Below are 22,644 nucleotides of genomic sequence, written 5' to 3'. Positions count from 1 at the left end.
CCCCGCCCCGGCAGCACCTGCTGCGGACAAAGGCCCCGACGCCTTGCTGCATCTGGACGGCGAACTGCGCGCCGCCGCCATGCTGATCATGCAAGACGTGATCGACGACTTCGCCCCGCACATCGAAACCGAAATCAAACGCCGGCTCGCCGCGCGGATGGAACGGTTGTTGAGTCAGTACGAGTAAACCCGAGCCTAGCGGGTTTTTGCTGTGAGGTGGCTCTGTGGTCAAGCGAGCTTCTGTGGCGAGGGAGCTTGCTCCCGCTCGGTTGCGCAGCAACCGCAAAGCCTGAACACGGGGAGCACCTGACAGACCTGACTTGTTGATGTCGGGGCCGCTTCGCGCCCCAGCGGGAGCAAGCTCCCTCGCCACAGGTCCACTCCACACTTTGATCTGTGCACCTGTCCGCCCCCGCTCGCCCTGCGCCCCATGCCCCGCTATACTTGCCGGCTTTTCCTGAATAAATGCCAATAGGGTCCCGCCGCGCATGGATAAGACCTACCAGCCGCACGCCATTGAAGCTTCCTGGTACAACACCTGGGAGTCAGAGAATTACTTCGCCCCGCAAGGCGCGGGCGAGTCCTACACCATCATGATCCCGCCGCCGAACGTCACCGGCAGCCTGCACATGGGTCACGGCTTCAACAACGCGATCATGGACGCCCTGATCCGTTTCCGTCGCATGCAGGGTCGCAATACCCTGTGGCAGCCGGGCACCGACCACGCCGGTATCGCCACGCAAATGCTGGTGGAACGTCAGCTCGAAGCCCAAGGCCAGAGCCGTCATGATCTGGGCCGTGAGAAATTCCTCGAGAAAATCTGGGAATGGAAGGATCAGTCCGGCGGCAACATCAGCCGTCAGATCCGCCGCCTCGGCTCGTCCGTCGACTGGAGCCGCGAGCGCTTCACCATGGACGACGGTCTTTCGGAAGCCGTTAAAGAAGCGTTCGTGCGCCTGCACGAAGACGGCCTGATCTATCGCGGCAAGCGCCTGGTCAACTGGGACACCAAGTTGCACACGGCGATTTCCGACCTCGAAGTGGAAAACCACGACGAGAAAGGTTTCCTGTGGAACCTGAAATACCCGCTGGCCGATGGCGCAAAAACCGCTGAAGGCAACGATTTCCTGATCGTCGCGACCACTCGCCCGGAAACCATGCTCGGCGACTCCGCCGTCGCGGTTAACCCGAACGACGAACGCTACAAAGCCCTGATCGGCAAATTTGTCGAGTTGCCGCTGGTCGGCCGCCGCATCCCGATCATCGCCGACGATTATTGCGACCCTGAATTCGGCACTGGCTGTGTGAAAATCACCCCGGCTCACGATTTCAACGACTACGAAGTCGGCAAGCGCCACAACCTGCCGCTGCTGAACATCTTCGACAAGAACGCAGCCGTGCTGCCTGCCTGCCAGGTGTTCAACCTCGATGGCACGCTGAACGAAAGCATCGACGGCAAGATCCCGGCCGAATACGCCGGCCTCGACCGTTTCGAAGCGCGCAAGCAAATTGTTGCGGCATTCGACGCCGCGGGCCTGCTGGTCAGCGTTGACGATCACGCCCTGAAAGTGCCGAAAGGCGACCGTTCCGGCACCATCATCGAGCCGTGGCTGACCGACCAGTGGTACGTGTCCACCAAGCCGTTGGCCGAACCGGCGATTGCCGCCGTTGAAGACGGCCGTATCCAGTTCGTGCCTAAACAGTACGAAAACATGTATTTCTCGTGGATGCGCGACATCCAGGATTGGTGCATCAGCCGTCAGCTGTGGTGGGGCCACCGGATTCCGGCCTGGTACGACGAGTCGGGCAAGGTTTATGTTGGTCGCGATGAAGCCGAAGTACGCGCCAAGAACAACCTGGGTCCGGACGTTGCGCTGCAGCAGGACAACGACGTTCTCGATACCTGGTTCAGCTCCGGCTTGTGGACTTTCTCCACACTGGGCTGGCCTGAGCAGACCGAGTTCCTGAAGAAATTCCACTCTACCGACGTGCTGGTCACCGGTTTCGACATCATTTTCTTCTGGGTTGCCCGGATGATCATGCTCACCATGCACTTGGTGAAAAACGAAGACGGCACTCCTCAAGTTCCGTTCAAGACCGTTTATGTGCACGGTCTGGTGCGTGATGGCCAGGGCCAGAAGATGTCCAAGTCCAAGGGTAACGTCCTGGACCCGCTGGATATCATCGACGGTATCGAGCTGGAAGATCTGGTGCAGAAACGCACCTCCGGCATGATGCAGCCGAAACTGGCGAAGAAGATCGAGAAGCAGACCCGCGACGAGTTCGCCGACGGCATCGCCAGTTACGGCACCGATGCCCTGCGCTTCACGTTCTGCTCGCTGGCATCCACCGGTCGAGACATCAAGTTCGACATGGGTCGCGTCGAGGGCTATCGCAACTTCTGCAACAAGATCTGGAACGCCGCGCGCTACGTGCTGGACAAGGGCGAAGACTGCGGCCAGAACGGCGAGGCTTACGAGCTGTCCCTGGCGGATCGCTGGATCATCTCGCAACTGCAACGCACCGAAGCCGAAGTAACGCGTCAGCTCGACCAGTTCCGCTTCGACCTGGCGGCACAAGCGCTCTACGAGTTCATCTGGAACCAGTATTGCGACTGGTACCTCGAACTCTCCAAGCCTGTGCTGTGGGACGAAAACGCGCCGGTCGAACGCCAGCGCGGCACCCGCCGCACACTGGTTCGGGTGCTGGAAGTTGCGTTGCGCCTGGCGCATCCGTTCATGCCGTTCATCACCGAAGAAATCTGGCAGCGCATCGCGCCGCTGGCCGGTATCGAAGGCAAGACGATCATGCTGCAACCTTGGCCAGTGGCCAACGAAGCGCGCATCGATCAGGGCGCCGAAGATGACATCGAGTGGTTGAAGACGCTGATGCTCGGCACGCGCAACATTCGCGCCGAGATGAACATCGGTCCGGGCAAACCGCTGAACCTGTTCCTGAAAAACGTCAGCGCCGAAGATCAGCGCCGTCTTACCGAGAACGAAGCCCTGCTGAAAAAGCTGGCTCGACTCGAATCGATCACCGTACTGGCTGCCGGCGAAGAAGCACCGCTGTCCGCCACCGCGCTGGTTGGCGAGATGGAAGTGTTGGTGCCGATGGCAGGCCTGATCGACAAGGACGCCGAACTGGCACGTCTGGACAAGGAAATCCTGCGTCTGCAGGGTGAAGTTCAGCGCGTGGGTGGCAAGCTGTCCAACGCTGGTTTCGTCGACAAGGCCCCGGCCGAAGTCATCGAGAAGGAACGCGCCAAACTGGCTGAAGCCGAACAGGCTCTGGGCAAGCTGGCCGAGCAGCACGCGCGGATTGCCAGCCTGTAACGGCAAATCGCAATAAAAGAGGGAGGCCCGCAACGGCCTCCCTTTTTTGTCCCCGACGCTTTACAACTGACTACGCAATCCCTGTGGGAGCCGAGCTTGCTCGCGATCGCGGACGCTCTGACGACATCAATGTCGAATGTTCGGGCCCCATCGCGAGCAAGCTCGGCTCCCACAGGGATCTGTGTTGCTTCTGATAATGGGTTCAAGGCAGCTGGATGTGGGACAATACCCGCCACTTTCAGCCATACCCGAATCGACAACGCCCATGAACGCCCCCCGCACACCCAAACCTGCGCGCAAAAAGCCTGAATCCGCGACCCCGGCCCACGCCGTGGAGCCTCGTGAAAAGGCCAGCCTGCATCCGCGCAACCGCCATCAGGGTCGCTACGACTTCCCGGCGCTGATCAAGACCACGCCGGAACTGGCGAAGTTCGTGATCATCAACCCGTACGGCAAGGAAAGCATCGACTTCGCCAGCCCGGACGCGGTGCGCGTGTTCAACCGGGCATTACTCAAGTCGTTCTACGGCGTTGCCCATTGGGACATCCCGGCTGACTACCTGTGCCCTCCTGTTCCGGGTCGTGCCGATTATGTGCACTTCCTGGCGGACCTGCTGGCCAGCGTCAACGACGGCGAGATCCCCCGGGGCGCGCCGGTCAAGGTGCTCGATATCGGCATGGGCGCCAACTGCGTCTACCCGCTGATCGGCTACAGCGACTACCGCTGGCACTTCCTCGGTTCGGAAATCGACCCGACAGCCGTGGCAGCAGCCAAAGCCATCGTGCAATCGAACGGGCTGAACAAAGCCATCCAGTTGCGCCAGCAGTCCAATCCCAAGCACATTCTGCTGGGCTTGCTGGAACCGGGCGAACGCTTTGACCTGACCATGTGCAACCCGCCGTTCCACGCGTCGATGGACGAAGCAACCAAGGGCAGCGAGCGTAAATGGCGCGCCCTGGGCCGCGCCGACCCTAAACGCAAACTGCCGGTGCTGAACTTCGGCGGTCAGTCGGCGGAACTGTGGTGTGAAGGTGGCGAAGCGCGTTTTGTGACGCAACTGATCGCCGAGAGTGCGCATTTCCAACACAAAGTGCTGTGGTTCAGCACCTTGGTCTCCAAGGCATCGAACTTGCCGGCGATCGAGATAGCCCTGAGAAAGGCCGGCGTACTGGAAAGCCAGGTCGTGGAAATGTCCCAGGGGCAGAAGAAAAGCCGGTTTGTCGCCTGGACGTTCCAGACCAAGAGTGAACAGCAGGTGTGGCGCCAGCGCTGGGCTCGTAAAAGCTAACTATCAACACAAATCCCTGTGGGAGCGGGCTTGCCCGCGATAGCGGCGCATCAGGCGACATAAACGGCGACTGACACACCGCTATCGCGGGCAAGCCCGCTCCCACAGGGATCTCAGTGTTTTCAAGAATTTCAGGCACAAAAAAACCGTGCCCGGATCACTCCGGAGCACGGTTTTTTTTACACGTCTTACTTGTTAACAGCGTCGGTCAGGCCTTTGGCCACAACCAGCTTGATAACTTTCTTGGCCGCGATTTCGATGGCAGCGCCAGTCGAAGGGTTACGGCCAGTGCGGGCAGGACGCTCAGTCACTTTCAGTTTGCCGATACCTGGCAGAGTGATTTCGCCGCCGTTTTCCAGCTGATCGGCAACGATTTGGCCCAGTTGGTCCAGAGCGTTACGCGCGGTGGTTTTTGGCGCGTCGATAGCTTCAGCGATGTCGGCGATCAGTTGGTCTTTAGTAAGAGCCATGTAGTGTTCCTTCCCTATCAAATTCATATGGATTGCAGAGTGCAGTGTCAGCCATCGAGCCCGATCTTCTGGATCTGGCACCCTCGGCCAATAACCACGGGATCGGGGTTATAGATACCGAAATCAGGGTTTGGTTCGACCTGACAAATGCTGAATGCACGCTTAACGCAGTGACTTCGCGCAAGACGGGGCAAAACTAGCACAGAGACGGGGAAATATCCGCCTCTAGCTACCCATTTGGTCAGCTTTATTGCTCTAAACCGGTAAAAAACAGCATAAGGGCCATCCGGCAGGCCCAAATCCCCCTTATACCCCCGTAGGAGCTGCCGAAGGCTGCGATCTTTTGACTTGGATTTTTTAAAAACAAAGATCAAAAGATCGCAGCCTTCGGCAGCTCCTACGGGGGGACGCGCTACGGTACACTTAGCCCTTTTCGGGGAGCACGCCCTCCTCTCTACAATCAGCCGAGAAGCCCATGCCGATCCGCCATTGCATCGTCCACCTGATTGACAAAAAACCCGACGGCACCCCTGCAGTTCTCCATGCTCGAGACTCCGAACTGGCCGAGTCGAGCGCCATCGAGTACATGCTGGCCGATCTCAACGAAAGCTATAACGCCAAACAAGGCAAGGCCTGGGGTTTCTTCCACGCCGAGTCCGGGGCGCATCCGTTCAGCGGCTGGCTGAAGGAATACCTGGACGGCGGCAAGGACTTCACCGCCTTCAGCCGGGTAGCGGTCGAACACCTGCAAAAGTTGATGGAAGAGTCGAACCTCTCTGTGGGCGGCCACGTGCTGTTCGCGCATTACCAGCAGGGTATGACCGATTACCTCGCCATCGCCCTGCTGCACCACAGCGAAGGCGTCGCAGTGACCGATCAACTGGACGTCACGCCCTCCCGGCATCTGGACCTTGGCCAACTGCACCTTGCAGCCCGGATCAACGTCTCGGAATGGCAGAACAACAAACAGTCCAAGCAATACATTTCGTTCATCAAAGGCAAGAACGGGAAAAAGGTTTCGGAGTATTTCCGCGACTTTATCGGCTGCCAGGAAGGTGTAGATGGTCCCGGCGAAACCCGCACCCTGCTCAAAGCCTTCAGCGATTTCGTTGAAAGCGAAGACCTGCCGGAAGAATCGGCTCGCGAAAAAACCAAGACCTTGGTGGATTACGCCAGCAGCCAGGCCAAATTGGGCGAACCCATGGGCCTGGAAGAGCTCTCGGAGCTGATCGACGAAGAACGCCCTAAAGCGTTTTACGATCACATCCGCAACAAGGACTACGGCCTCTCGCCGGAAATCCCTGCGGATAAACGCACCCTGAACCAGTTCCGCCGTTTCACCGGGCGTGCCGAGGGGCTGTCGATCAGCTTTGAAGCCCACCTGTTGGGCTCGAAGATCGAATATGACGAAGAAGCCGGCACGCTGATCATCAAAGGCTTGCCGACTCAGCTCACTGATCAGCTCAAGCGACGCAACTGATGCTGGGCGGCGTGCTGAAAAAATGCCTGCTGATCTTGCTGGTCGTCGTGGTTTATCAGAACTGGGGCAAGATCGAGCGGGTTTTCAATCCCTCCCAGGTCGTGTCCGAGCAGACTCAAGCCAAGGCCAATGTCGTGCTCTATGCCACCGAGTGGTGTGGCTACTGCAAGCTGACCCGACGTTTTCTCGATCAGAAGGGCATTCCGTACAAGGAATTCGATATCGAGAAGGATGCCGTGGCGCGCAAGGACTACGAGGCCTTGGGCGGCGGCGGGATTCCGATCATCGATGTGAATGGCACGTTGATTCGCGGGTATGACCCGGATGCGATTCTTGCGGCACTGAAGTAGTTTGCTCGGGGTAATTACCCTGTGGCGAGGGGATTTATCCCCGTTAGGCTGCGGAGCAGCCCCTTTTTTTTGGGGCCGCTTCGCAACCCAACGGGGTGGTGCGGCATTCCGATAAATCCCCTCGCCACAGGTGTATGTATCAGCAGGACTCGATACGAAACCCAAACCGCGGAACGTGCACATGCACCACGCCGCCACGTTCGTCTTCACGGCGCACAATCAACTCTTCAGCGCCCGCGAACAGCAACTCTCCCGCCACCGGATCGACACCGTAATCGGTCGCGGCGATGGTCACCTGCTGGCCTGGCTCAAACCCGTTCGGCTCATCGAACTGATCGTCCGGCAACGCCGCCGGGGTGGCAGTGCGCGCCACTTCCAGCGCTTCCTGGGAAGTCATCTCGCTCGACGCGCCATGACCGAAGCTCATCACCCGCCCAAACCATGCGCTGACCGCCGGATAAGCATCGACCAACGGTGACGTTACCGGCGTGGCTTTGAGAAACCACAGGGGATGAGCCAAGGCAAAGTCGGCAATCGACGGTTGGCCAAACAGAAAGTCGCCCTGCTCGCGCTCGAGCTGTTGCTCCAGTCGCGTCATGATCGTCGGCCACTGGTGCCGCGCTTGCTCGGCGGACAAACGCGTAGCGCTGCCACCGCTGAACAGTCCGGCACGATCAGCGAGGAACGCCTTGATCGCTTCCGGCGGCAGACTGCCAAAGCGCACGGCGATCGATTCTGGCTGAAACACCAGGCTGACTGCGTGTTGAAACACCACCGAATCCGCCCAGGACGCGAACGATGCTGTGACCATTTCCTGACCTTCGGGGAAAAACGCCGGCAAGGCTTTTTCCTGTTCCAGTCGCCGGGCGATCAGTGCCGTGTCGCAATAGATATCTGCACCGATCTGCAACACCGGCGTCTTGCGATAGCCACCGGTTAGCGCGGTGAGATCCGGCTTGGGCATCACTGGCGAAATCTTCACCGAGCGCCAGGACAAGCCCTTGAAGCCCAGCAACAGGCGGGCTTTCTCGGCGAAAGGGGACGTCGGGTAATGATGCAGAATCAACTCGGTCATGCTCGGCTCCGCCGCTCGGTTTAGGAGTCCGCAGCTTAGCGCGCAATCAATGAGCCGCGTATCCATCTACCGTGATGAGAACAGATCAATCAAATTGATGACGCGTGCGCGACACTCGCCACCAGGCATTCCTTGGCGCTTTTCCTGAGTTTTTTGATCAGTCGTTCCTGACGCAATGCGTCGCTCTTGTCGCGACACCGCTCGGTGTAGACCAACGCCATTGCCGGGCTGGAAAGAAAGAACCGGGCGCCCTTGCCGCTTTGATGCTTGGCAAAACGTCGCACGGGGTCATCGCTGATCCCGCAATAGAGCGAACCGTTGGCCGCGCGAACGAGGTAGACGAACCAGGTTTTACTCACGGGCGTGTCGGCGTCGACAGGGCTTTCGCTGAGGGTGGTCACGTGACGATCAGGGCTTGAAGGGAAACAAGCCGCGATCTTATCAGCGACTGGCCTGGAATGCCTTCAACCCCTTCAATGCCTGGGCGCGAACGGCATTGCGCACCAGCGGCGTCCAACCCAGCAGTAACCCTTTGAAACCCAGCGCCTGACGGGACCAGGTCCACAAGTCGAAGCTGTCGTGATGCTCGCAGATCTTGCCGTCGCGAAAAACAAAGCGCGCCTGAATGTCGTTGATCACGGTGTTGCCGGTCTGGCTGAACAGGTAGGTCGCGACCCAGTGAGCGCTGCCCGTGCGCTCGTCGGCTCGAACGTTATCGAACGTCAATGAGAAATCCTTGGCCCGTGTTGTGAGCATGCGCCACATGTCACCCGCGTCGCGCCCGCGCAGTTCGCCAAAGGCCGGATCGCTGAACACCACGTCGTCGGTGTAGCAGTCGGCCATGGCCTCGGCATCCAGGCGTTGGAAGGCTTGGTAGAACCGGGTGATCAACAGGGCGTGGGCATCACTCATGGGCAGACTCCGGGCGTCAGAAAAGATTGCCTGCACGATAGTCTGCAATTGCGCGCAGGACCATCGGCATTCGTGGGCCGAATACCGACAGTACGAGGCCGTCAGACTTTTTCGCTGACCACCTGAACATACAACGTCCGACCGGCCCCGAGACCGGCAATGATTGCACCGAGACCGATCACGCCGAAAATCCAGCCCACCGCGTTCCAGCCACCGGTCCAGTCATGCACGATACCGACCGCGAACGGCCCCATGGACGCCAGGGTGTAACCGAAGCCCTGGGCCATGCTCGACAGGTTCGCCGCCACATGCGCATCGCGCGAACGCAGCACGATCAGGGTCAACGCCAGGCTGAATGCACCGCCCTGCCCCAGGCCCAACAGGATCGCCCAACTCCACAGGCCATTGATCGGCGCATACAGGCAACCGAACAAACCACTGAGGGTCAGCAGCATGACCACGACAATCGCCAGTCGCTGGTCCTTGCCGCGTGTGGCCAGCCATGGAGCGGCCAGTGAACTGGCCAACTGGACGATCACCGAACCCGACAGCACCAGCCCCGCCTGGGTCGGGGTCAGGCCGCGGCCGATCAGAATCGAAGGCAACCAGCCGAACACGATGTACGCCAGGGACGATTGCAGGCCCATGTACAAGGTCACCTGCCACGCCAACGGGTCACGCAACAAGCCGCGAACGCGATACGCCACGTTGTGCGCGCCGTGTTTCTGACCACCCACTTGCGGCAACCAGAACAATGCCGCCACGAACGCCGGCACCACCCAGAAGCCCAGCCCCAGTGCCCAGCTCTTGTCGAAATGTTCGCTCAACGGCACGGTGGCGCCTGCCGCCATGGCCGCACCCAGGCACAGGGCCATGGTGTAGACACCGGTCATGGTGCCGGCCTGCTTTGGGAAATCGCGCTTGACGATGCCCGGCAGCAATACGCCGATCACGCCAATACTGGCGCCTGCCATCACGCTGCCTGCAAACAAACCGATCTCACCGAACGAACTGCGCACGATGATCCCGCCCGCCAGCATCAGCAAAATACCCAACACCACCCGCTCGGCACCGAAGCGACGCGCCAGCACGGGTGCCAATGGCGCAAACAGGCCGAGGCAAAGCACTGGCAAGGTGGTCAGCAAACCCGCTTGAACGGCGCTCAAGCCAAGGCTTTTCGACACTTCACTGAGCATCGGCGCCATGCTCGACAACGCCGGGCGCAAGTTCAGCGCCACCAGAATCAATCCCAGCAGCAACAGCCAGGGCCGCCCCAGGATCGGTCGGCTTTTCTGCACTTCTTCGTCATCGGCCTCGGCGTCAATCAACAGCTCATCAAGCTCTGCCGTGCGTTTGGGTTCATTCATGCTGCTGTTGCTGCTGGACATGGATTTCTCGGTTTCAGGGTTCATTGATCAACTGCCTGGACAGGGCTTTGGCCCTTTCCGGGTCACGTTGCTCGACGGCATCAAGCAGCTCGATGTGAAGATCGAACACCTCTTGGCGTCGTGGGGTGATGTTTAACGTCTGGCGCAATTGCGCGCCGACGATGCTGGAGAAGTAGCGATAAAGCTCGCTGAGTGTCGGGTTGTGCGCGGCGTCGACCAGACGGCGGTGAAACACCAGGTCGCACGCGATGTAACTGTCGAGATCACCGTGATAATGGCTGCCGCTGACGCCCAATGCCTCGCGCAACGCCACCAGGTCTTCGTCGGTGCGGCGCAGGGCCGCGAGGCCGATGGCCTCGACCTCGAGAATGTGCCGGGTCTCACGTGCCTGCTCATGGGAGCAGCGGGACAACGCTTTTACGGTGTCCAGCGGATCGACGACCGCACGCAGGTAACTGCCATCGCCCTGGCGAATTTCAATCAACCCGGAAAACGCCAGTACGCGCATGGCTTCACGCACGGTATTACGGCTGATGCCGAGCTCAGCGGATAACTCCGGCTCGGTGGGCAGGCGCTGCCCAACGGTCCAGGCACCTTGGGTAATGCGCAGGCGCAATTGATCCAGGGCCTGATCGACCAGGGATCGTTTAACCAATGGAGAAATTTCTGACATGTTATTCGCCCTGTCATCCAATCATAGGATGAATTTTCTGACATGGTAGTCAGCTTTGTCCGACAGAGCAACCACGGCGCACAAAACCCTGTAGCAGCTGGCGAGACCTGCGTTGGGACGCGAAGCGGCCCGATTTTCAAGCGGACATCGCGGCGTCCAGAGAACGACCGCTTCAGTCGAGCGCGACCCCGGAGCCAACGCAGGCTTCGCCAGCTGCTACAAAGGGCTGCATTTGCGTAAGCGAAAAAAAACCCGGAACACGTCCGGGTTTATGTTCAGCGCTTGAATCAGATCAATGCAGAATCTGGCTCAGGAACAGTTTGGTGCGCTCATTCTGCGGATTATCGAAGAAGTCATTCGGCGCAGCCTGTTCAACGATTTCACCCTTGTCCATGAAGATCACGCGGTTGGCCACGGTGCGCGCGAAACCCATTTCGTGGGTAACGCAGAGCATGGTCATGCCGTCTTCGGCGAGGCCGATCATCGTGTCCAATACCTCTTTCACCATCTCGGGGTCGAGTGCCGAAGTCGGTTCGTCGAACAGCATGATTTTCGGTTTCATGCACAGCGCGCGGGCGATCGCCACACGCTGTTGCTGGCCGCCGGACAGCTGCCCCGGGAATTTATGCGCCTGCTCCGGAATGCGTACGCGCTCCAGGTAATGCATGGCAATTTCCTCGGCCTTGCGCTTGGGCATCTTGCGCACCCACATCGGCGCCAGGGTGCAGTTCTGCAGGATGGTCAGGTGCGGGAACAGGTTGAAATGCTGGAACACCATGCCGACTTCACGGCGTACCGTTTCGATCTGTTTGAGGTCGTTGGTCAGCTCCACACCATCGACCACGATGCGGCCTTGCTGGTGTTCTTCCAGACGATTGAGGCAACGAATGGTCGTGGACTTGCCGGAACCCGACGGGCCGCACAGGACGATACGCTCGCCCTGCTTCACGTTCAGGTTGATGTCTTTCAACACGTGGAACTGGCCGTACCACTTGTTCACGCCCTGCATCTGAATAATGCCTTCAGGGCTCACAGGCTGTTTGATCGCTTCGCTCATAAAAGAACTCCTAACGCTTGTGGCCAGTGTCGAGCTTACGTTCCAAATGCATGGAGTAGCGCGACATACCAAAACAGAAAATCCAGAACACCAGGGCTGCAAACACATAGCCTTCAGTGGCCATGCCCAACCATTTCGGGTCGGCGGCGGCTTGCTTGACGCTGTTGAGCAAGTCGAACAGGCCGATGATGATCACTAGGCTCGTGTCCTTGAACAGCGCAATGAAGGTGTTGACGATGCCTGGGATCACCATCTTCAGGGCTTGCGGCAGAATCACCAGGCCCATGCTGCGCCAGTACCCGAGGCCCATCGCCGCAGCCGCTTCGTACTGACCCTTTGGAATCGCTTGCAGACCACCTCGCACCACTTCAGCCACATAGGCCGACTGGAACAGGATCACGCCGATCAGCGCTCGCAGGAGTTTGTCGAAGTTCATGCCTTCGGGCAGGAACAACGGCAGCATCACCGAGGACATGAACAGCACGGTGATCAAGGGCACGCCGCGCCAGAATTCGATGAAGGTCACACAGACCACACGAATCGCCGGCATGTTCGAACGACGACCCAGCGCCAGGACGATACCCAGCGGCAACGCACCGGCAATACCCACCGTCGCGATCACCAGGGTCAGCATCAGACCGCCCCACTGGCTGGTCGCCACTTGGGGCAGGCCGAACACGCCGCCATGCAGCAAGCACCAGGAAATGATCGGGTAGAGCACCAGGAAGCTCAGCCCGTACACCGCTTTACGCGGGAAGCGCGAGATGAACAACGGCGCGACGCCGATGACCGCGAGCCACACGGTCAGGTCCACGCGCCAGCGCAGTTCCGGTGGGTAGTAGCCGTACATGAACTGGCCAAAACGCTGCTGGATGAACACCCAGCAGGCGCCCTCCTTCGTGCAGTCGGCGCGTGTCGTGCCGACCCAGTTGGCGTCCAGGATGGCCCACTGCAGGATCGGCGGCACCACCAGATAGATCAGATAGAACGCGAACAGGGTCAGCAGGGTGTTGAGCCAGCTGGAAAACATGTTCGCGCGCATCCACGCCATCGGCCCGAAGACTTTGCTCGGTGGCGGCATGTCAGGTTTGAAAGTATGAGTACTCATGCGCTTTTCCTTACCGCTCGATCAGCGCAATGCGCTTGTTGTACCAGTTCATCAGCAGGGAAATGCTGATACTGATCGCCAGGTACACGCTCATGGTGATCGCAATCACCTCGATGGCTTGACCGGTCTGGTTCAGCACCGTGCCGGCAAACAACGAAACCATTTCCGGATAACCGATACCGGCCGCCAGCGAAGAGTTCTTCGCCAGGTTCAGGTATTGGCTGGTCAGCGGTGGAATGATCACGCGCAGGGCTTGCGGGATGATGACCTTGCGCAGGGTCGGACCGTTGCGCAGGCCCAGGGAATGCGCCGCCTCGGTCTGGCCATGGCTGACCGACTTGATGCCTGAACGCACGATCTCGGCGATGAACGCCGCGGTGTAAACGGTCAGGGCCAGGGTCAGCGCCAGCAATTCCGGGATCAGCACCCAGCCACCGACGAAGTTGAAGCCTTGCAGCTTGGGCATTTCCCAGTGCACAGGTGTACCGAAGATCAATATGCACAACGCAGGGATCACCAGAAACAGTGCCAGCCCGGTCCAGAACTTGTGGAACGGTACGCCAGTGGCCTCAAAGCGCTTGTTGGCCCAGCGGCACATCAGCACGATGGCGACGATGGCAACGACGACACTGACCACGAACGGCCAGAAGCCGTCCGCCGCCAGTGCGGCCGGCATGTTCAGGCCGCGGCTGCTGACGAAGAAGGTATCGCCGAAGTTGTGGCTGTTGCGCGGTCCTGGCATGGTCAGGAATACCGCGAAGTACCAGAACAGGATTTGCAGCAGCGGCGGAATGTTGCGGAAGACTTCCACATAAACAGTCGCCAGCTTGGCAATGATCCAGTTCTTCGACAGCCGTGACACGCCGACGATGAACCCGAGGATCGTCGCCAGGATCACGCCGATGAATGTCACCAGCAGTGTGTTGAGCAAGCCGATGACAAACACCCGGGCATAGCTGTCCGATTCGGTGTAGTCGATCAGGTGTTGAGCGATGCCGAAACCGGCACTGCGCTCCAGAAAGCTGAAGCCGGAGGTAATGCCCCGGTGTTGCAGGTTGGTCTGGGTGTTATCGAACAGATACCAGCCCATCGAGACCACCGCCACAATGGTGATGATCTGAAACAGCCACGCACGCACTTTGGGATCGCTGAGGCTGAGCCTCTGCTTTGGTGCGCCGATTGAATTTTGCATGAAGTGCCCCGGATGTAATGGAACAGAACATCACCCGGTGGTTGGCCCACCGGGTGATAGAACCATCAGCGCACTGGTGGTGCGTATTGAATGCCGCCGTTGTTCCACAGGGCGTTCAAGCCGCGGTCGATTTCCAGAGGCGTGCTTTTGCCGAGGTTTTTCTCGAACACTTCGCCGTAGTTACCGACTTGCTTGACGATCTGTACGACCCAGTCTTTCTTCACTTTCAGGTCTTTGCCGTATTCACCGTCGGTGCCCAGCAGACGAGCGACGTCCGGGTTCTTGGTGCCTTTGGCTTCAGCTTCAACGTTCTTCGACGTGATGCCGGCTTCTTCAGCGTTGAGCATGGCGTAGCCAACCCAGCGCACGATGGCCAGCCACTCGTCGTCGCCGTTACGCACGACCGGACCCAGAGGTTCTTTGGAAATGGTTTCCGGCAGAACCACGTAGTCCTTCGGCGCAGCCAGCTTGCTGCGCTGGGCGAACAGTTGGGACTTGTCGGAAGTCAGCACGTCGCAACGACCCGATTCCAGCGACTTGGCGCTTTCATCAGAGGTGTCGAACGTGATCGGGGTGTATTTCAGACCGTTGCCACGGAAGTAGTCGGAAACGTTCAGCTCGGTGGTGGTACCGGCCTGGATGCAGATGGTCGCGCCATCCAGCTCTTTGGCACTTTTCACGCCCAGTTTGTTGTTAACCAGGAAGCCGATGCCGTCGTAATAAGTGATGAAGCCCGGGAATTTCAGGCCCATGCCCGAGTCGCGGGAGCTGGTCATGGTGGTGTTGCGCGACAGGATGTCAATTTCGCCGGATTGCAGCGCGGTGAAGCGCTCCTTGGCGTTCAACTGACTGAACTTGACCTTGGTTGCGTCGCCGAAGACGGCAGCCGCTACAGCACGGCAGTAGTCAGCATCGATACCCACGATCTTGCCAGTGGAGTCCGGCACCGAAAAACCCGGCAGGCCGTCACTCACACCGCACTGTACGAAACCTTTCTTCTGTACGCCATCCAGGGTTGCACCCGCCTGAGCGAACCCGCTGACACCGAGTACTGCGGCTGCAGTCACGATAGCCAGGGTGGATTTCAACATCTTCATTCAAACCTCCAGTTTTGCTCTTGTTGTGTCGGAGCGTGAGTCCAGTCGCACCCTTATGAGGCGTTGTTGACCCGTGTTGGCTTTTTTTAGGGTCAAGCGACGTAAGACCTTAGCTATGAGTCTAGTAGGAGAAAATCCACATCATGGATCACTCACTTCTCACCAATCGGCCGAACGGGCTGTAGCCCTTTCACATTCGCTAAGCCCGTAGCGGCCATTGGCGAACATCCATCACCGGATTTTTTTTGCTATCCCACCAGGAACAATGGCCTGATAGTGTTACCGACAGGCGTGGGATTTTTCGTACTCGCTTTTCCATAGCAAAGCCCGTACCAGACCGTTCGTGAAAGCGATTCAGCGACAGGTCAAGATCAAAACTTGTAGCCTTGCGACATCTTCTTAACTGATCCACCAGACGCGCACTCAGATCTCGCACTCAATGAGCGCGCACGCACACATTTGGAGCGACCATGACCGAGCCCTTGATTCTTGAACCTGTAAAGCCAGTAGATGCCTGCGTTATCTGGCTGCACGGCCTGGGCGCCGACCGCTACGACTTCCTGCCGGTGGCCGAAGCCCTGCAGGAAACCCTGTTGACCACTCGCTTCGTTTTGCCTCAGGCACCGACCTGCGCCGTGACCATTAATGGTGGCTACGAGATGCCGAGCTGGTACGACATATTGGCCATGAGCCCGGCGCGCGCGATCAACCGCGAGCAGCTGGAAGAGTCGGCGCAACGGGTAATCAATTTGATCGAAGTGCAGCGCGCCGTTGGAATAGACGCCTCGCGGATTTTCCTGGCCGGTTTTTCACAGGGTGGCGCTGTCGTATTACACACCGCCTTTTTGAAATGGCAGGGTCCGCTGGGTGGCGTACTCGCCCTCTCCACTTATGCGCCGACCTTCAGTGATGAACTGGAGCTTTCGGCCAGTCAGCAGCGCACACCGGTGTTGTCCTTGCACGGGCAGTACGATGACGTGGTGCAAAATTCGATGGGTCGCAGCGCCTACGAGCATTTGAAGACCCGTGGTGTCACCGTGACATGGCAGGAATACCCAATGGGTCACGAAGTGTTACCTGAGGAGATTCGCGATATCGGTGTCTGGATCGCCGAGCGTTTGCGTTAAACACCCTGTGAAAAACAGCACCTTTAATCATCACACTACGCCGCGCCCGATTCTTGCATTACACTGGCCGGCGTACATTCCTTAATCAATTGATGAGATGACCGTGCTCAAAGCACTCAAGAAAATGTTCGGTAAAAGCGAGACTGAGCAGCTCGCGCCAGTCTCCAGCGCTCCGTCTCACAACCCCAGCCACCGCACCGACGGTAATCAGTCTGGCCGGACCGCAACCGCAGCGGTACCGACACACGAGCCGATGACCACACCGGCCACTCCTCCTGTCGAGGCCATTGCCTCTGAACAGCCGCGCAGCGAAGCGCCGAAACCTGTCAAACCCCGTCGCGAACCGAAGCCGAAAGCGCCGGTCATTCCCTGGAAACTCGAAGACTTCGTTGTCGAACCCCAGGAAGGCAAAACCCGTTTCCATGATTTCAAACTCGCCCCTGAACTGATGCATGCCATCCAGGACCTGGGCTTCCCGTACTGCACGCCGATCCAGGCACAGGTGCTGGGCTTTACGCTCGCGGGCAAAGACGCCATCGGTCGTGCCCAGACCGGCACCGGCAAAACCGCCGCGTTCCTGATCTCGATCATTACCCAACTGCTGCAAACCCCGCCGCCGAAAGAGCGTTACATGGGTGAACCGCGGGCACTGATCATTGCACCGACCCGGGAACTGGTGGTGCAGATCGCCAAGGACGCGGCCGACCTGACCAAGTACACCGGTCTCAACGTCATGACGTTTGTGGGCGGCATGGACTTCGACAAGCAACTCAAGCACCTCGAAGCCCGTCACTGCGACATCCTCGTGGCGACGCCGGGTCGCTTGCTCGACTTCAACCAGCGCGGCGACGTGCACCTGGACATGGTCGAAGTGATGGTGCTGGACGAAGCCGACCGGATGCTCGACATGGGTTTCATCCCGCAAGTGCGTCAGATCATTCGCCAGACTCCGCCGAAGAACGAGCGCCAGACGCTGCTGTTCTCCGCGACCTTCACCGAAGACGTGATGAACCTGGCCAAGCAATGGACCACCGAGCCGTCGATCGTCGAGATCGAGTCGCAGAACGTGGCCAGCGAAAACGTCGAGCAGCACATCTATGCAGTGGCCGGCGCCGACAAATACAAACTGCTCTACAACCTGGTCAACGACAATGGCTGGGAGCGAGTGATGGTCTTCGCCAACCGCAAGGATGAAGTACGGCGCATCGAAGAGCGCCTGGTACGTGACGGCGTCAACGCTGCGCAGTTGTCCGGCGATGTGCCGCAGCACAAGCGCATCAAGACCCTGGAAGGTTTCCGCGAAGGCAAGATCCGCGTGCTGGTCGCCACCGACGTTGCCGGCCGTGGCATCCACATCGACGGCATCAGCCACGTGATCAACTTCACGTTGCCGGAAGTCCCGGACGATTACGTGCACCGTATCGGTCGGACCGGTCGTGCCGGCGCTGAAGGCGTGTCCATCAGTTTTGCCGGTGAAGACGACTCCTACCAGCTACCGTCCATCGAGACGCTGCTGGGGCGCAAGATCAGCTGTGAAACGCCGCCGACGCATCTGCTGCGGGCCGTTGAGCGCAAGCGCCCGTAACGCGGGTCGAGTAAAAAAGGCGCAGCCGGAAACGGACTGCGCTTTTTTTTCGCCCGGGAATTTATCAGAGGCTTGCTAGAGACAACTAAAAGTCCATAATGGACAAATAAGTTTAGTTTAAGCCCCCCCGGAGCCGACCATGTCCAGTTCGTCGATCGTGATCACCCAACCCCAGGCTCGAGAGCTGCTGGCACAGGTCGATGTGCCGCAGATCCTGCGCAAACTGTTTCGCGACCTGGCTGCTGGAAAGGCCTTGCAACCGGCACAGCAGCTGGTCGAGTTCCCTCAAGGGGCGGGCGACTTCATCAACTATCTGGGTGTCCTGGCCGAAGACGGTGTCTATGGGGTCAAGACCTCGCCCTATATCGTGCGCGAACAAGGCCCATTGGTCACAGCGTGGACGTTGCTGATGTCGATGCAGACTGGCCAGCCCTTGCTGCTGTGCGATGCAGGAGAATTGACGACAGCGCGCACCGCCGCGACCACCGCCGTCGCCATCGACGCGCTCGCGCCGTTGAACGCGCGACGCCTGGCGATTATCGGCAGCGGCAAAGTGGCCCAGGCGCACCTGCATTACGTCAAGGGACTGCGCGATTGGCAGAGCATCACCCTCTATTCGCCAGGCTTGAGCACGCTTGATCCGCAGGCATTGGCGCAGCTCAAAAGCCTCGATCCGCGCCTGTCCCTTGTCGAGAGTCGCGAGGCCGCCGTCCACGACGCCGATGTGATCATGCTCTGCACCTCGTCCGCCGGCCCGGTGATCGATCCGGCCACGCTAAGCAAACCGGCGCTGATCACATCGATCAGCACTAACGCCCCTCGTGCCCACGAAGTACCGCCGCAAAGCCTCAATGACATGCAGGTGTTCTGTGACTATCGTCTGAGCACCCCGGGCTCGGCCGGTGAAATGCTGATCGCCGGTGAGCAACATGGTTGGGACAGCAACAGCATCGTGGGCGACCTGCCCGATCTGCTCAGCGAAAAAGTGCAGCGCCCGGACTATGACCGTCACGTGTTTTTCCGCTCGATCGGCCTGGGACTGGAAGACATTGCACTGACAAACGCCATTTACCAATTGCAGCACTAACACCACCGCCCCTCTGTGGGAGCCGGGCTTGTCCGCGATGCAGGCGCCACGGTCTGTCAGGCACACCGCGGTGATGCAATCGCGGGCAAGCCCGGCTCCCACAGGGTTCCTATATAACAATGGCATTTACGCCCCATCAGGAGACGTTCATGAGCCAGGCAGACTTCATCATCATCGGCGGCGGGATTGCCGGCGCTTCCACCGGTTTCTGGCTGTCGCAGCATGCCCGGGTCATCGTGCTCGAACGCGAATCCCATCCGGCCTATCACTCGACCGGACGTTCCGCCGCGCTGTACACCGCCGCTTACGGCACGCCCCAGGTGCGGGCGCTGACCCAGGCCAGTCGCGATTTCTTCGACGCGCCGCCCGCCGGTTTCTGTGAACACCCGCTGCTGACGCCGCGCGGCGAGATGACCGTGGACTTCACCGGTGACCCTGCCGAGCTGCAAAACCAGTACCTGAGCGCGAAAGCGACGGTGCCGCAAATGCAGCTGCTCAGTGCAGAAGAGGCCTGCGTGCGCCTGCCGATCCTGCGTCGGGAAAAAGTCCATGGGGCCATTTATGACCCTACCGCCAGCGACATCGATACCGATGCCCTGCATCAGGGGTATCTGCGCGGTATCCGTCGCAATAAAGGCGAAGTCCATACCGATACCGAAGTCCTGAGCCTGACCCGCGATGCCGACGGTGTATGGCAGGTGCAAACCCGCAATCAAACCTTCAGCGCCCCGATCATCATCAACGCCGCCGGCGCCTGGGCCGACAGGATCGGTGAGCTCGCTGGCGCCAGAACGCTGGGACTGCAACCGAAGCGCCGCGCGGCCTTTATTTTCGCCGGCCCTGAAGGTGTGGATATCCATCATTGGCCCATGCTGGTCAGCCTCGACGAATCCTTCTACATGAAACCCGACGCCGGTATGTTCCTTGGCTCTCCGGCGAACGCCGACCCTGTGGAACCCCACGACGTGCAGCCCGAAGAACTGGACATCGCCATGGGCATCTACCAGATCGAAGAAGCGACCACCCTGACCATCCGCCGTCCGACCCGCACCTGGGCCGGTTTGCGCAGTTTTGTCAGCGACGGTGATTTATTGTCGGGCTTCGATCCCCTGGTCCCAGGCCTGTTCTGGGTGGCTGCACAAGGCGGTTACGGCATCCAGACATCGCCCGCCATGGGCCAGGCCAGCGCCGCTTTGGTGCGCGGTGAAGCGCTGCCCGCATCCCTCACGCGTTTTGGCTTGAACGCCGAGATGCTTTCCCCGGCACGCCTCGGTTGATGCGGCACTGGAGTGACGTTTCAGACTGTTTGCGGCAAACTCCCGGCGCCCCTTTTGACGGGCGCTGACGTGGCCTGGAGCTCTACTTGATGAACGCACCCGAAAAAGACCCGGCCCTGGATAACTACCGAGCCATCAGCGATGCAATCGCCACCCTGTTCTTTCCCCACGCCGAGGTGGTGCTGCACGATCTGCGCACGCAAAAGGTCGACTACATCGCCAACAACCTGTCGAAGCGGGAAATCGGTGATGACTCATCCCTGGAAGACATGCTCAGCGAAGACATCAGCGAGCGAAACATCGGGCCGTACGAAAAGCTCAACTGGGACGGTCAGAAAATTCGCAGCCTGAGCAGTGTTTTGCGTGACAGCGAGGGCCAACCGCTGGCGGTGCTGTGCATCAATCTGAATATTTCTTTGTTCGAGAATGCCAAGGCGGCACTGGATTTGTTTCTGTCGCCGAGCAAGTTGATTCCACAACCGGATTCACTGTTTCGCGATGACTGGCAGGAGCGGATCAACACCTTCCTGCATGCCTGGCTGCGCGAGCGTCAGCTGAGCCTGAGCATGCTGACCCGGGACCATAAACGCGAACTGGTGCTGGCGCTGCACGCCGAAGGCGCCTTCAAGGGCAAAAGCGCCTCCAACTACGTCGCCAACGTCCTGAACATGGGCCGGGCAACGGTGTACAAGCATTTGAAGGAACTCAAAGGCTAAAAGCTGCACCGCGATCCGTGTAGCAGCTGGCGAAGCCTGCGTTCGAGGACGAAGTCCTCGCCTGCAAGATAACCGTGATCGACCTGTTGCATCGCAGCGACCGGACTGGCGAGGACTGCGTCCTCGAACGCAGGCTTCGCCAGCGGCTACAAGGGGTGTTGCGTCTGGACTGGCGAGGGCGGAGGTTACTCCAGCGCCGAAGCCGGGCCGAAGAACTCGTAGCGGCTTTGCTTCTCGGGTACGCCCAAGGCTTTGAGGTGGCGCTTGATCGCTGCCATGAAGCCTTTAGGCCCCAGGAAATAGGCGTCCACGTCGCGCTCCTGCGGCAACCATTCGCCCAACTGCTCCTGACTTAACAACCCGACGCGGTGCGCCGCCGGGCTCACACCATCATCTTCGTCATAGCAGTAGAAGCGCTGCAGCTGCGGATGACGTTCAGCCAGCCCGTCGATCCAGTCACGAAACGCGTGGACGCTACCGTTGCGCGCGCAGTGGATGAAATGCACCGGCCGTTCGGTCGCCAACGCCGCTTCGAGCATCGCCAGTGTCGGGGTGATGCCGACACCGCCGCTGATCAGCACCAGCGGCTTGTCGCTGGCACTCAGCGTGAATTCACCCGATGGCGGGAACAGCTGGATCTTTGCGCCGACATGCAGCTGATCGTGCAAATGATTGGAAGCGCGACCACCCTGTTCGCGCTTGACGCTGATGCGGTACTGACCATTGTTGGCCAACGCCGACAATGAATAGTTACGACGGATCTCTTCACCGTCGAGGACCAGCTTCATGCCGATGTACTGGCCGGGTTCTGCCGCCAGAATCGGGCCCTTGTCAGCCGGCTCGAAGTAGAACGAAATGATCTCCGCGCTCTCTTCCACTTTGCTCGCCACGATGAATTCCCGCGCGCCGCGCCAGCCACCGGGCGCGTGCTCCTTTTGGTCGTAGATAGCGGTCTCGGCACCGATCAGAATGTCAGCCAGTTGCCCATAAGCCGCACCCCAGGCGCTCATCACTTCGGGGGTCGCAATCTCGTCGCCAAGCACTTCGGAAATCGCGCGCAGCAGGCAGGTACCCACAATCGGGTAGTGTTCCGGAAGGATCTGCAGGGCCACGTGCTTGTTGATGATCTTGGCCACCAGGTCGCCCAACTGGTCAAGCTGATCGATGTGCCGCGCGTACATCAACACACCGTTCGCCAGGGCGCGAGGTTGATCACCGCTGGCCTGATGGGCCTGGTTGAACAGCGGGCGCACTTCAGGGTATTCGGAGAGCATCATGCGGTAGAAGTGAGTGATCAACGCTTCGCCGCCGCTTTCCAACAACGGCACGGTGGATTTGACGATTGCGCGGTCTTGAACGCTAAGCATAGGGTGACTCCTGAGCGACGTGGATTACCAACTGATTACCCTATGCTTATCAGTATTCGT

20 protein-coding genes and 1 pseudogene are annotated in these 22,644 nt (G+C 59.4%); 10 read left to right on the top strand and 11 right to left on the bottom strand.

Annotated elements, in window-relative coordinates:
* The 3 genes and pseudogenes from GBC55_RS09800 to rlmF form a co-directional block, all read left to right on the top strand.
* Nucleotides 1-187 (top strand): annotated as a pseudogene (locus tag GBC55_RS09800) (DNA polymerase III subunit chi); the annotation flags it as partial.
* Nucleotides 188-488: 301 nt separating this feature from the next.
* Complete coding sequence (locus tag GBC55_RS09795; RefSeq protein WP_162437267.1) at nucleotides 489-3,335, top strand: valine--tRNA ligase; 2,847 nt, start codon at nucleotides 489-491, stop codon at nucleotides 3,333-3,335.
* A gap of 265 nt (nucleotides 3,336-3,600) precedes the next feature.
* A complete protein-coding gene (gene rlmF, locus GBC55_RS09790) occupies nucleotides 3,601-4,623 on the top strand; it encodes a 23S rRNA (adenine(1618)-N(6))-methyltransferase RlmF (RefSeq protein WP_162437266.1) in 1,023 nt (340 codons plus the stop codon).
* Between the two features lie 188 nt (nucleotides 4,624-4,811).
* On the opposite strand, the gene GBC55_RS09785 is transcribed toward rlmF, so the two are convergent.
* Nucleotides 4,812-5,093, bottom strand: coding sequence for an HU family DNA-binding protein (locus GBC55_RS09785; protein ID WP_007905514.1), 282 nt, complete (start codon nucleotides 5,091-5,093; stop codon nucleotides 4,812-4,814).
* A 475-nt stretch (nucleotides 5,094-5,568) separates the two neighbouring features.
* Here GBC55_RS09785 and yejK point away from each other — a divergent pair, with 475 nt between their 5' ends.
* Both yejK and GBC55_RS09775 read left to right on the top strand, forming a co-directional pair.
* Nucleotides 5,569-6,573, top strand: a complete 1,005-nt coding sequence (yejK, locus tag GBC55_RS09780; RefSeq protein ID WP_008147593.1) for a nucleoid-associated protein YejK — start codon at nucleotides 5,569-5,571, stop codon at nucleotides 6,571-6,573.
* The gene (locus tag GBC55_RS09775) at nucleotides 6,573-6,923 is read left to right on the top strand and encodes a glutaredoxin family protein (protein ID WP_162437265.1); all 351 of its coding nucleotides are present in this window, start codon (nucleotides 6,573-6,575) and stop codon (nucleotides 6,921-6,923) included. Before yejK ends, GBC55_RS09775 begins: the two co-directional genes overlap by 1 nt.
* A gap of 139 nt (nucleotides 6,924-7,062) precedes the next feature.
* On the opposite strand, the gene GBC55_RS09770 is transcribed toward GBC55_RS09775, so the two are convergent.
* The 9 genes from GBC55_RS09770 to GBC55_RS09730 form a co-directional block, all read right to left on the bottom strand.
* Complete coding sequence (locus GBC55_RS09770) at nucleotides 7,063-7,998, bottom strand: glutathione S-transferase family protein (protein ID WP_162437264.1); 936 nt, start codon at nucleotides 7,996-7,998, stop codon at nucleotides 7,063-7,065.
* 89 nt (nucleotides 7,999-8,087) lie between these two features.
* Nucleotides 8,088-8,399: a GIY-YIG nuclease family protein gene (locus GBC55_RS09765; RefSeq protein ID WP_162437263.1), complete on the bottom strand. Its 312-nt coding sequence runs from the start codon at nucleotides 8,397-8,399 to the stop codon at nucleotides 8,088-8,090.
* A gap of 40 nt (nucleotides 8,400-8,439) precedes the next feature.
* The gene (locus GBC55_RS09760) at nucleotides 8,440-8,910 is read right to left on the bottom strand and encodes a nuclear transport factor 2 family protein (protein ID WP_162437262.1); all 471 of its coding nucleotides are present in this window, start codon (nucleotides 8,908-8,910) and stop codon (nucleotides 8,440-8,442) included.
* 101 nt (nucleotides 8,911-9,011) lie between these two features.
* Entirely contained in the window at nucleotides 9,012-10,322 is a 1,311-nt protein-coding gene (locus GBC55_RS09755; RefSeq protein ID WP_162437261.1) for a CynX/NimT family MFS transporter, read from the bottom strand.
* The gene (locus tag GBC55_RS09750; protein WP_162437260.1) at nucleotides 10,312-10,971 is read right to left on the bottom strand and encodes a FadR/GntR family transcriptional regulator; all 660 of its coding nucleotides are present in this window, start codon (nucleotides 10,969-10,971) and stop codon (nucleotides 10,312-10,314) included. Before GBC55_RS09750 ends, GBC55_RS09755 begins: the two co-directional genes overlap by 11 nt.
* Before the next feature lie 292 nt (nucleotides 10,972-11,263).
* Nucleotides 11,264-12,028 carry an amino acid ABC transporter ATP-binding protein gene (locus GBC55_RS09745; protein ID WP_032859991.1) on the bottom strand — a complete coding sequence of 255 codons (765 nt, stop codon included), beginning with the start codon at nucleotides 12,026-12,028 and terminating at the stop codon, nucleotides 11,264-11,266.
* 10 nt (nucleotides 12,029-12,038) lie between these two features.
* A complete protein-coding gene (locus GBC55_RS09740) occupies nucleotides 12,039-13,136 on the bottom strand; it encodes an amino acid ABC transporter permease (protein ID WP_162437259.1) in 1,098 nt (365 codons plus the stop codon).
* A gap of 10 nt (nucleotides 13,137-13,146) precedes the next feature.
* The gene (locus tag GBC55_RS09735; protein WP_162437258.1) at nucleotides 13,147-14,328 is read right to left on the bottom strand and encodes an amino acid ABC transporter permease; all 1,182 of its coding nucleotides are present in this window, start codon (nucleotides 14,326-14,328) and stop codon (nucleotides 13,147-13,149) included.
* A gap of 65 nt (nucleotides 14,329-14,393) precedes the next feature.
* Nucleotides 14,394-15,425, bottom strand: coding sequence for an amino acid ABC transporter substrate-binding protein (locus GBC55_RS09730; RefSeq protein ID WP_162437257.1), 1,032 nt, complete (start codon nucleotides 15,423-15,425; stop codon nucleotides 14,394-14,396).
* Nucleotides 15,426-15,895: 470 nt separating this feature from the next.
* Between GBC55_RS09730 and GBC55_RS09725 the strand changes: the two genes are divergently transcribed.
* The 5 genes from GBC55_RS09725 (at nucleotide 15,896) to GBC55_RS09705 (ending at nucleotide 21,217) form a co-directional block, all read left to right on the top strand.
* Nucleotides 15,896-16,552 (top strand): alpha/beta hydrolase, encoded by a 657-nt coding sequence (locus GBC55_RS09725; protein WP_162437256.1) that lies wholly within the window; start codon nucleotides 15,896-15,898, stop codon nucleotides 16,550-16,552.
* Nucleotides 16,553-16,649: 97 nt separating this feature from the next.
* A complete protein-coding gene (rhlB, locus tag GBC55_RS09720; protein ID WP_162437255.1) occupies nucleotides 16,650-18,137 on the top strand; it encodes an ATP-dependent RNA helicase RhlB in 1,488 nt (495 codons plus the stop codon).
* A gap of 139 nt (nucleotides 18,138-18,276) precedes the next feature.
* Nucleotides 18,277-19,224: an ornithine cyclodeaminase family protein gene (locus GBC55_RS09715; RefSeq protein ID WP_162437254.1), complete on the top strand. Its 948-nt coding sequence runs from the start codon at nucleotides 18,277-18,279 to the stop codon at nucleotides 19,222-19,224.
* 149 nt (nucleotides 19,225-19,373) lie between these two features.
* Nucleotides 19,374-20,501 carry an FAD-binding oxidoreductase gene (locus GBC55_RS09710; protein WP_162437253.1) on the top strand — a complete coding sequence of 376 codons (1,128 nt, stop codon included), beginning with the start codon at nucleotides 19,374-19,376 and terminating at the stop codon, nucleotides 20,499-20,501.
* Between the two features lie 89 nt (nucleotides 20,502-20,590).
* Nucleotides 20,591-21,217: a transcriptional regulator gene (locus tag GBC55_RS09705; protein WP_162437252.1), complete on the top strand. Its 627-nt coding sequence runs from the start codon at nucleotides 20,591-20,593 to the stop codon at nucleotides 21,215-21,217.
* A 185-nt stretch (nucleotides 21,218-21,402) separates the two neighbouring features.
* Here GBC55_RS09705 and hmpA read toward each other — a convergent pair whose 3' ends face one another.
* Nucleotides 21,403-22,584: an NO-inducible flavohemoprotein gene (gene hmpA / locus GBC55_RS09700; protein ID WP_162437251.1), complete on the bottom strand. Its 1,182-nt coding sequence runs from the start codon at nucleotides 22,582-22,584 to the stop codon at nucleotides 21,403-21,405.
* Nucleotides 22,585-22,644: the final 60 nt, after the last annotated feature.

The organism is Pseudomonas sp. TNT3 (assembly GCF_010095445.2).
Classification (GTDB): Bacteria; Pseudomonadota; Gammaproteobacteria; order Pseudomonadales; family Pseudomonadaceae; genus Aquipseudomonas.
The sequence above is the reverse complement of the archived record's forward strand: the minus strand, read 5'-3'. Positions and strand labels throughout refer to the sequence as shown.

Bases quoted from the DNA above. Each gene is read 5' to 3' on its own strand.
- GBC55_RS09710 (WP_162437253.1), top strand. From the start codon at position 19,374: ATGAGCCAGGCAGACTTCATCATCATCGGCGGCGGGATTGCCGGCGCT.
- GBC55_RS09715 (WP_162437254.1), top strand. From the start codon at position 18,277: ATGTCCAGTTCGTCGATCGTGATCACCCAACCCCAGGCTCGAGAGCTG.
- GBC55_RS09730 (WP_162437257.1), bottom strand. From the start codon at position 15,425: ATGAAGATGTTGAAATCCACCCTGGCTATCGTGACTGCAGCCGCAGTA.
- GBC55_RS09755 (WP_162437261.1), bottom strand. From the start codon at position 10,322: ATGAACCCTGAAACCGAGAAATCCATGTCCAGCAGCAACAGCAGCATG.
- hmpA (WP_162437251.1), bottom strand. From the start codon at position 22,584: ATGCTTAGCGTTCAAGACCGCGCAATCGTCAAATCCACCGTGCCGTTG.
- GBC55_RS09795 (WP_162437267.1), top strand. From the start codon at position 489: ATGGATAAGACCTACCAGCCGCACGCCATTGAAGCTTCCTGGTACAAC.
- GBC55_RS09735 (WP_162437258.1), bottom strand. From the start codon at position 14,328: ATGCAAAATTCAATCGGCGCACCAAAGCAGAGGCTCAGCCTCAGCGAT.
- GBC55_RS09740 (WP_162437259.1), bottom strand. From the start codon at position 13,136: ATGAGTACTCATACTTTCAAACCTGACATGCCGCCACCGAGCAAAGTC.
- rhlB (WP_162437255.1), top strand. From the start codon at position 16,650: ATGACCGTGCTCAAAGCACTCAAGAAAATGTTCGGTAAAAGCGAGACT.
- GBC55_RS09770 (WP_162437264.1), bottom strand. From the start codon at position 7,998: ATGACCGAGTTGATTCTGCATCATTACCCGACGTCCCCTTTCGCCGAG.
- GBC55_RS09785 (WP_007905514.1), bottom strand. From the start codon at position 5,093: ATGGCTCTTACTAAAGACCAACTGATCGCCGACATCGCTGAAGCTATC.
- GBC55_RS09705 (WP_162437252.1), top strand. From the start codon at position 20,591: ATGAACGCACCCGAAAAAGACCCGGCCCTGGATAACTACCGAGCCATC.
- yejK (WP_008147593.1), top strand. From the start codon at position 5,569: ATGCCGATCCGCCATTGCATCGTCCACCTGATTGACAAAAAACCCGAC.
- GBC55_RS09760 (WP_162437262.1), bottom strand. From the start codon at position 8,910: ATGAGTGATGCCCACGCCCTGTTGATCACCCGGTTCTACCAAGCCTTC.
- GBC55_RS09745 (WP_032859991.1), bottom strand. From the start codon at position 12,028: ATGAGCGAAGCGATCAAACAGCCTGTGAGCCCTGAAGGCATTATTCAG.
- rlmF (WP_162437266.1), top strand. From the start codon at position 3,601: ATGAACGCCCCCCGCACACCCAAACCTGCGCGCAAAAAGCCTGAATCC.
- GBC55_RS09725 (WP_162437256.1), top strand. From the start codon at position 15,896: ATGACCGAGCCCTTGATTCTTGAACCTGTAAAGCCAGTAGATGCCTGC.
- GBC55_RS09775 (WP_162437265.1), top strand. From the start codon at position 6,573: ATGCTGGGCGGCGTGCTGAAAAAATGCCTGCTGATCTTGCTGGTCGTC.
- GBC55_RS09750 (WP_162437260.1), bottom strand. From the start codon at position 10,971: ATGTCAGAAATTTCTCCATTGGTTAAACGATCCCTGGTCGATCAGGCC.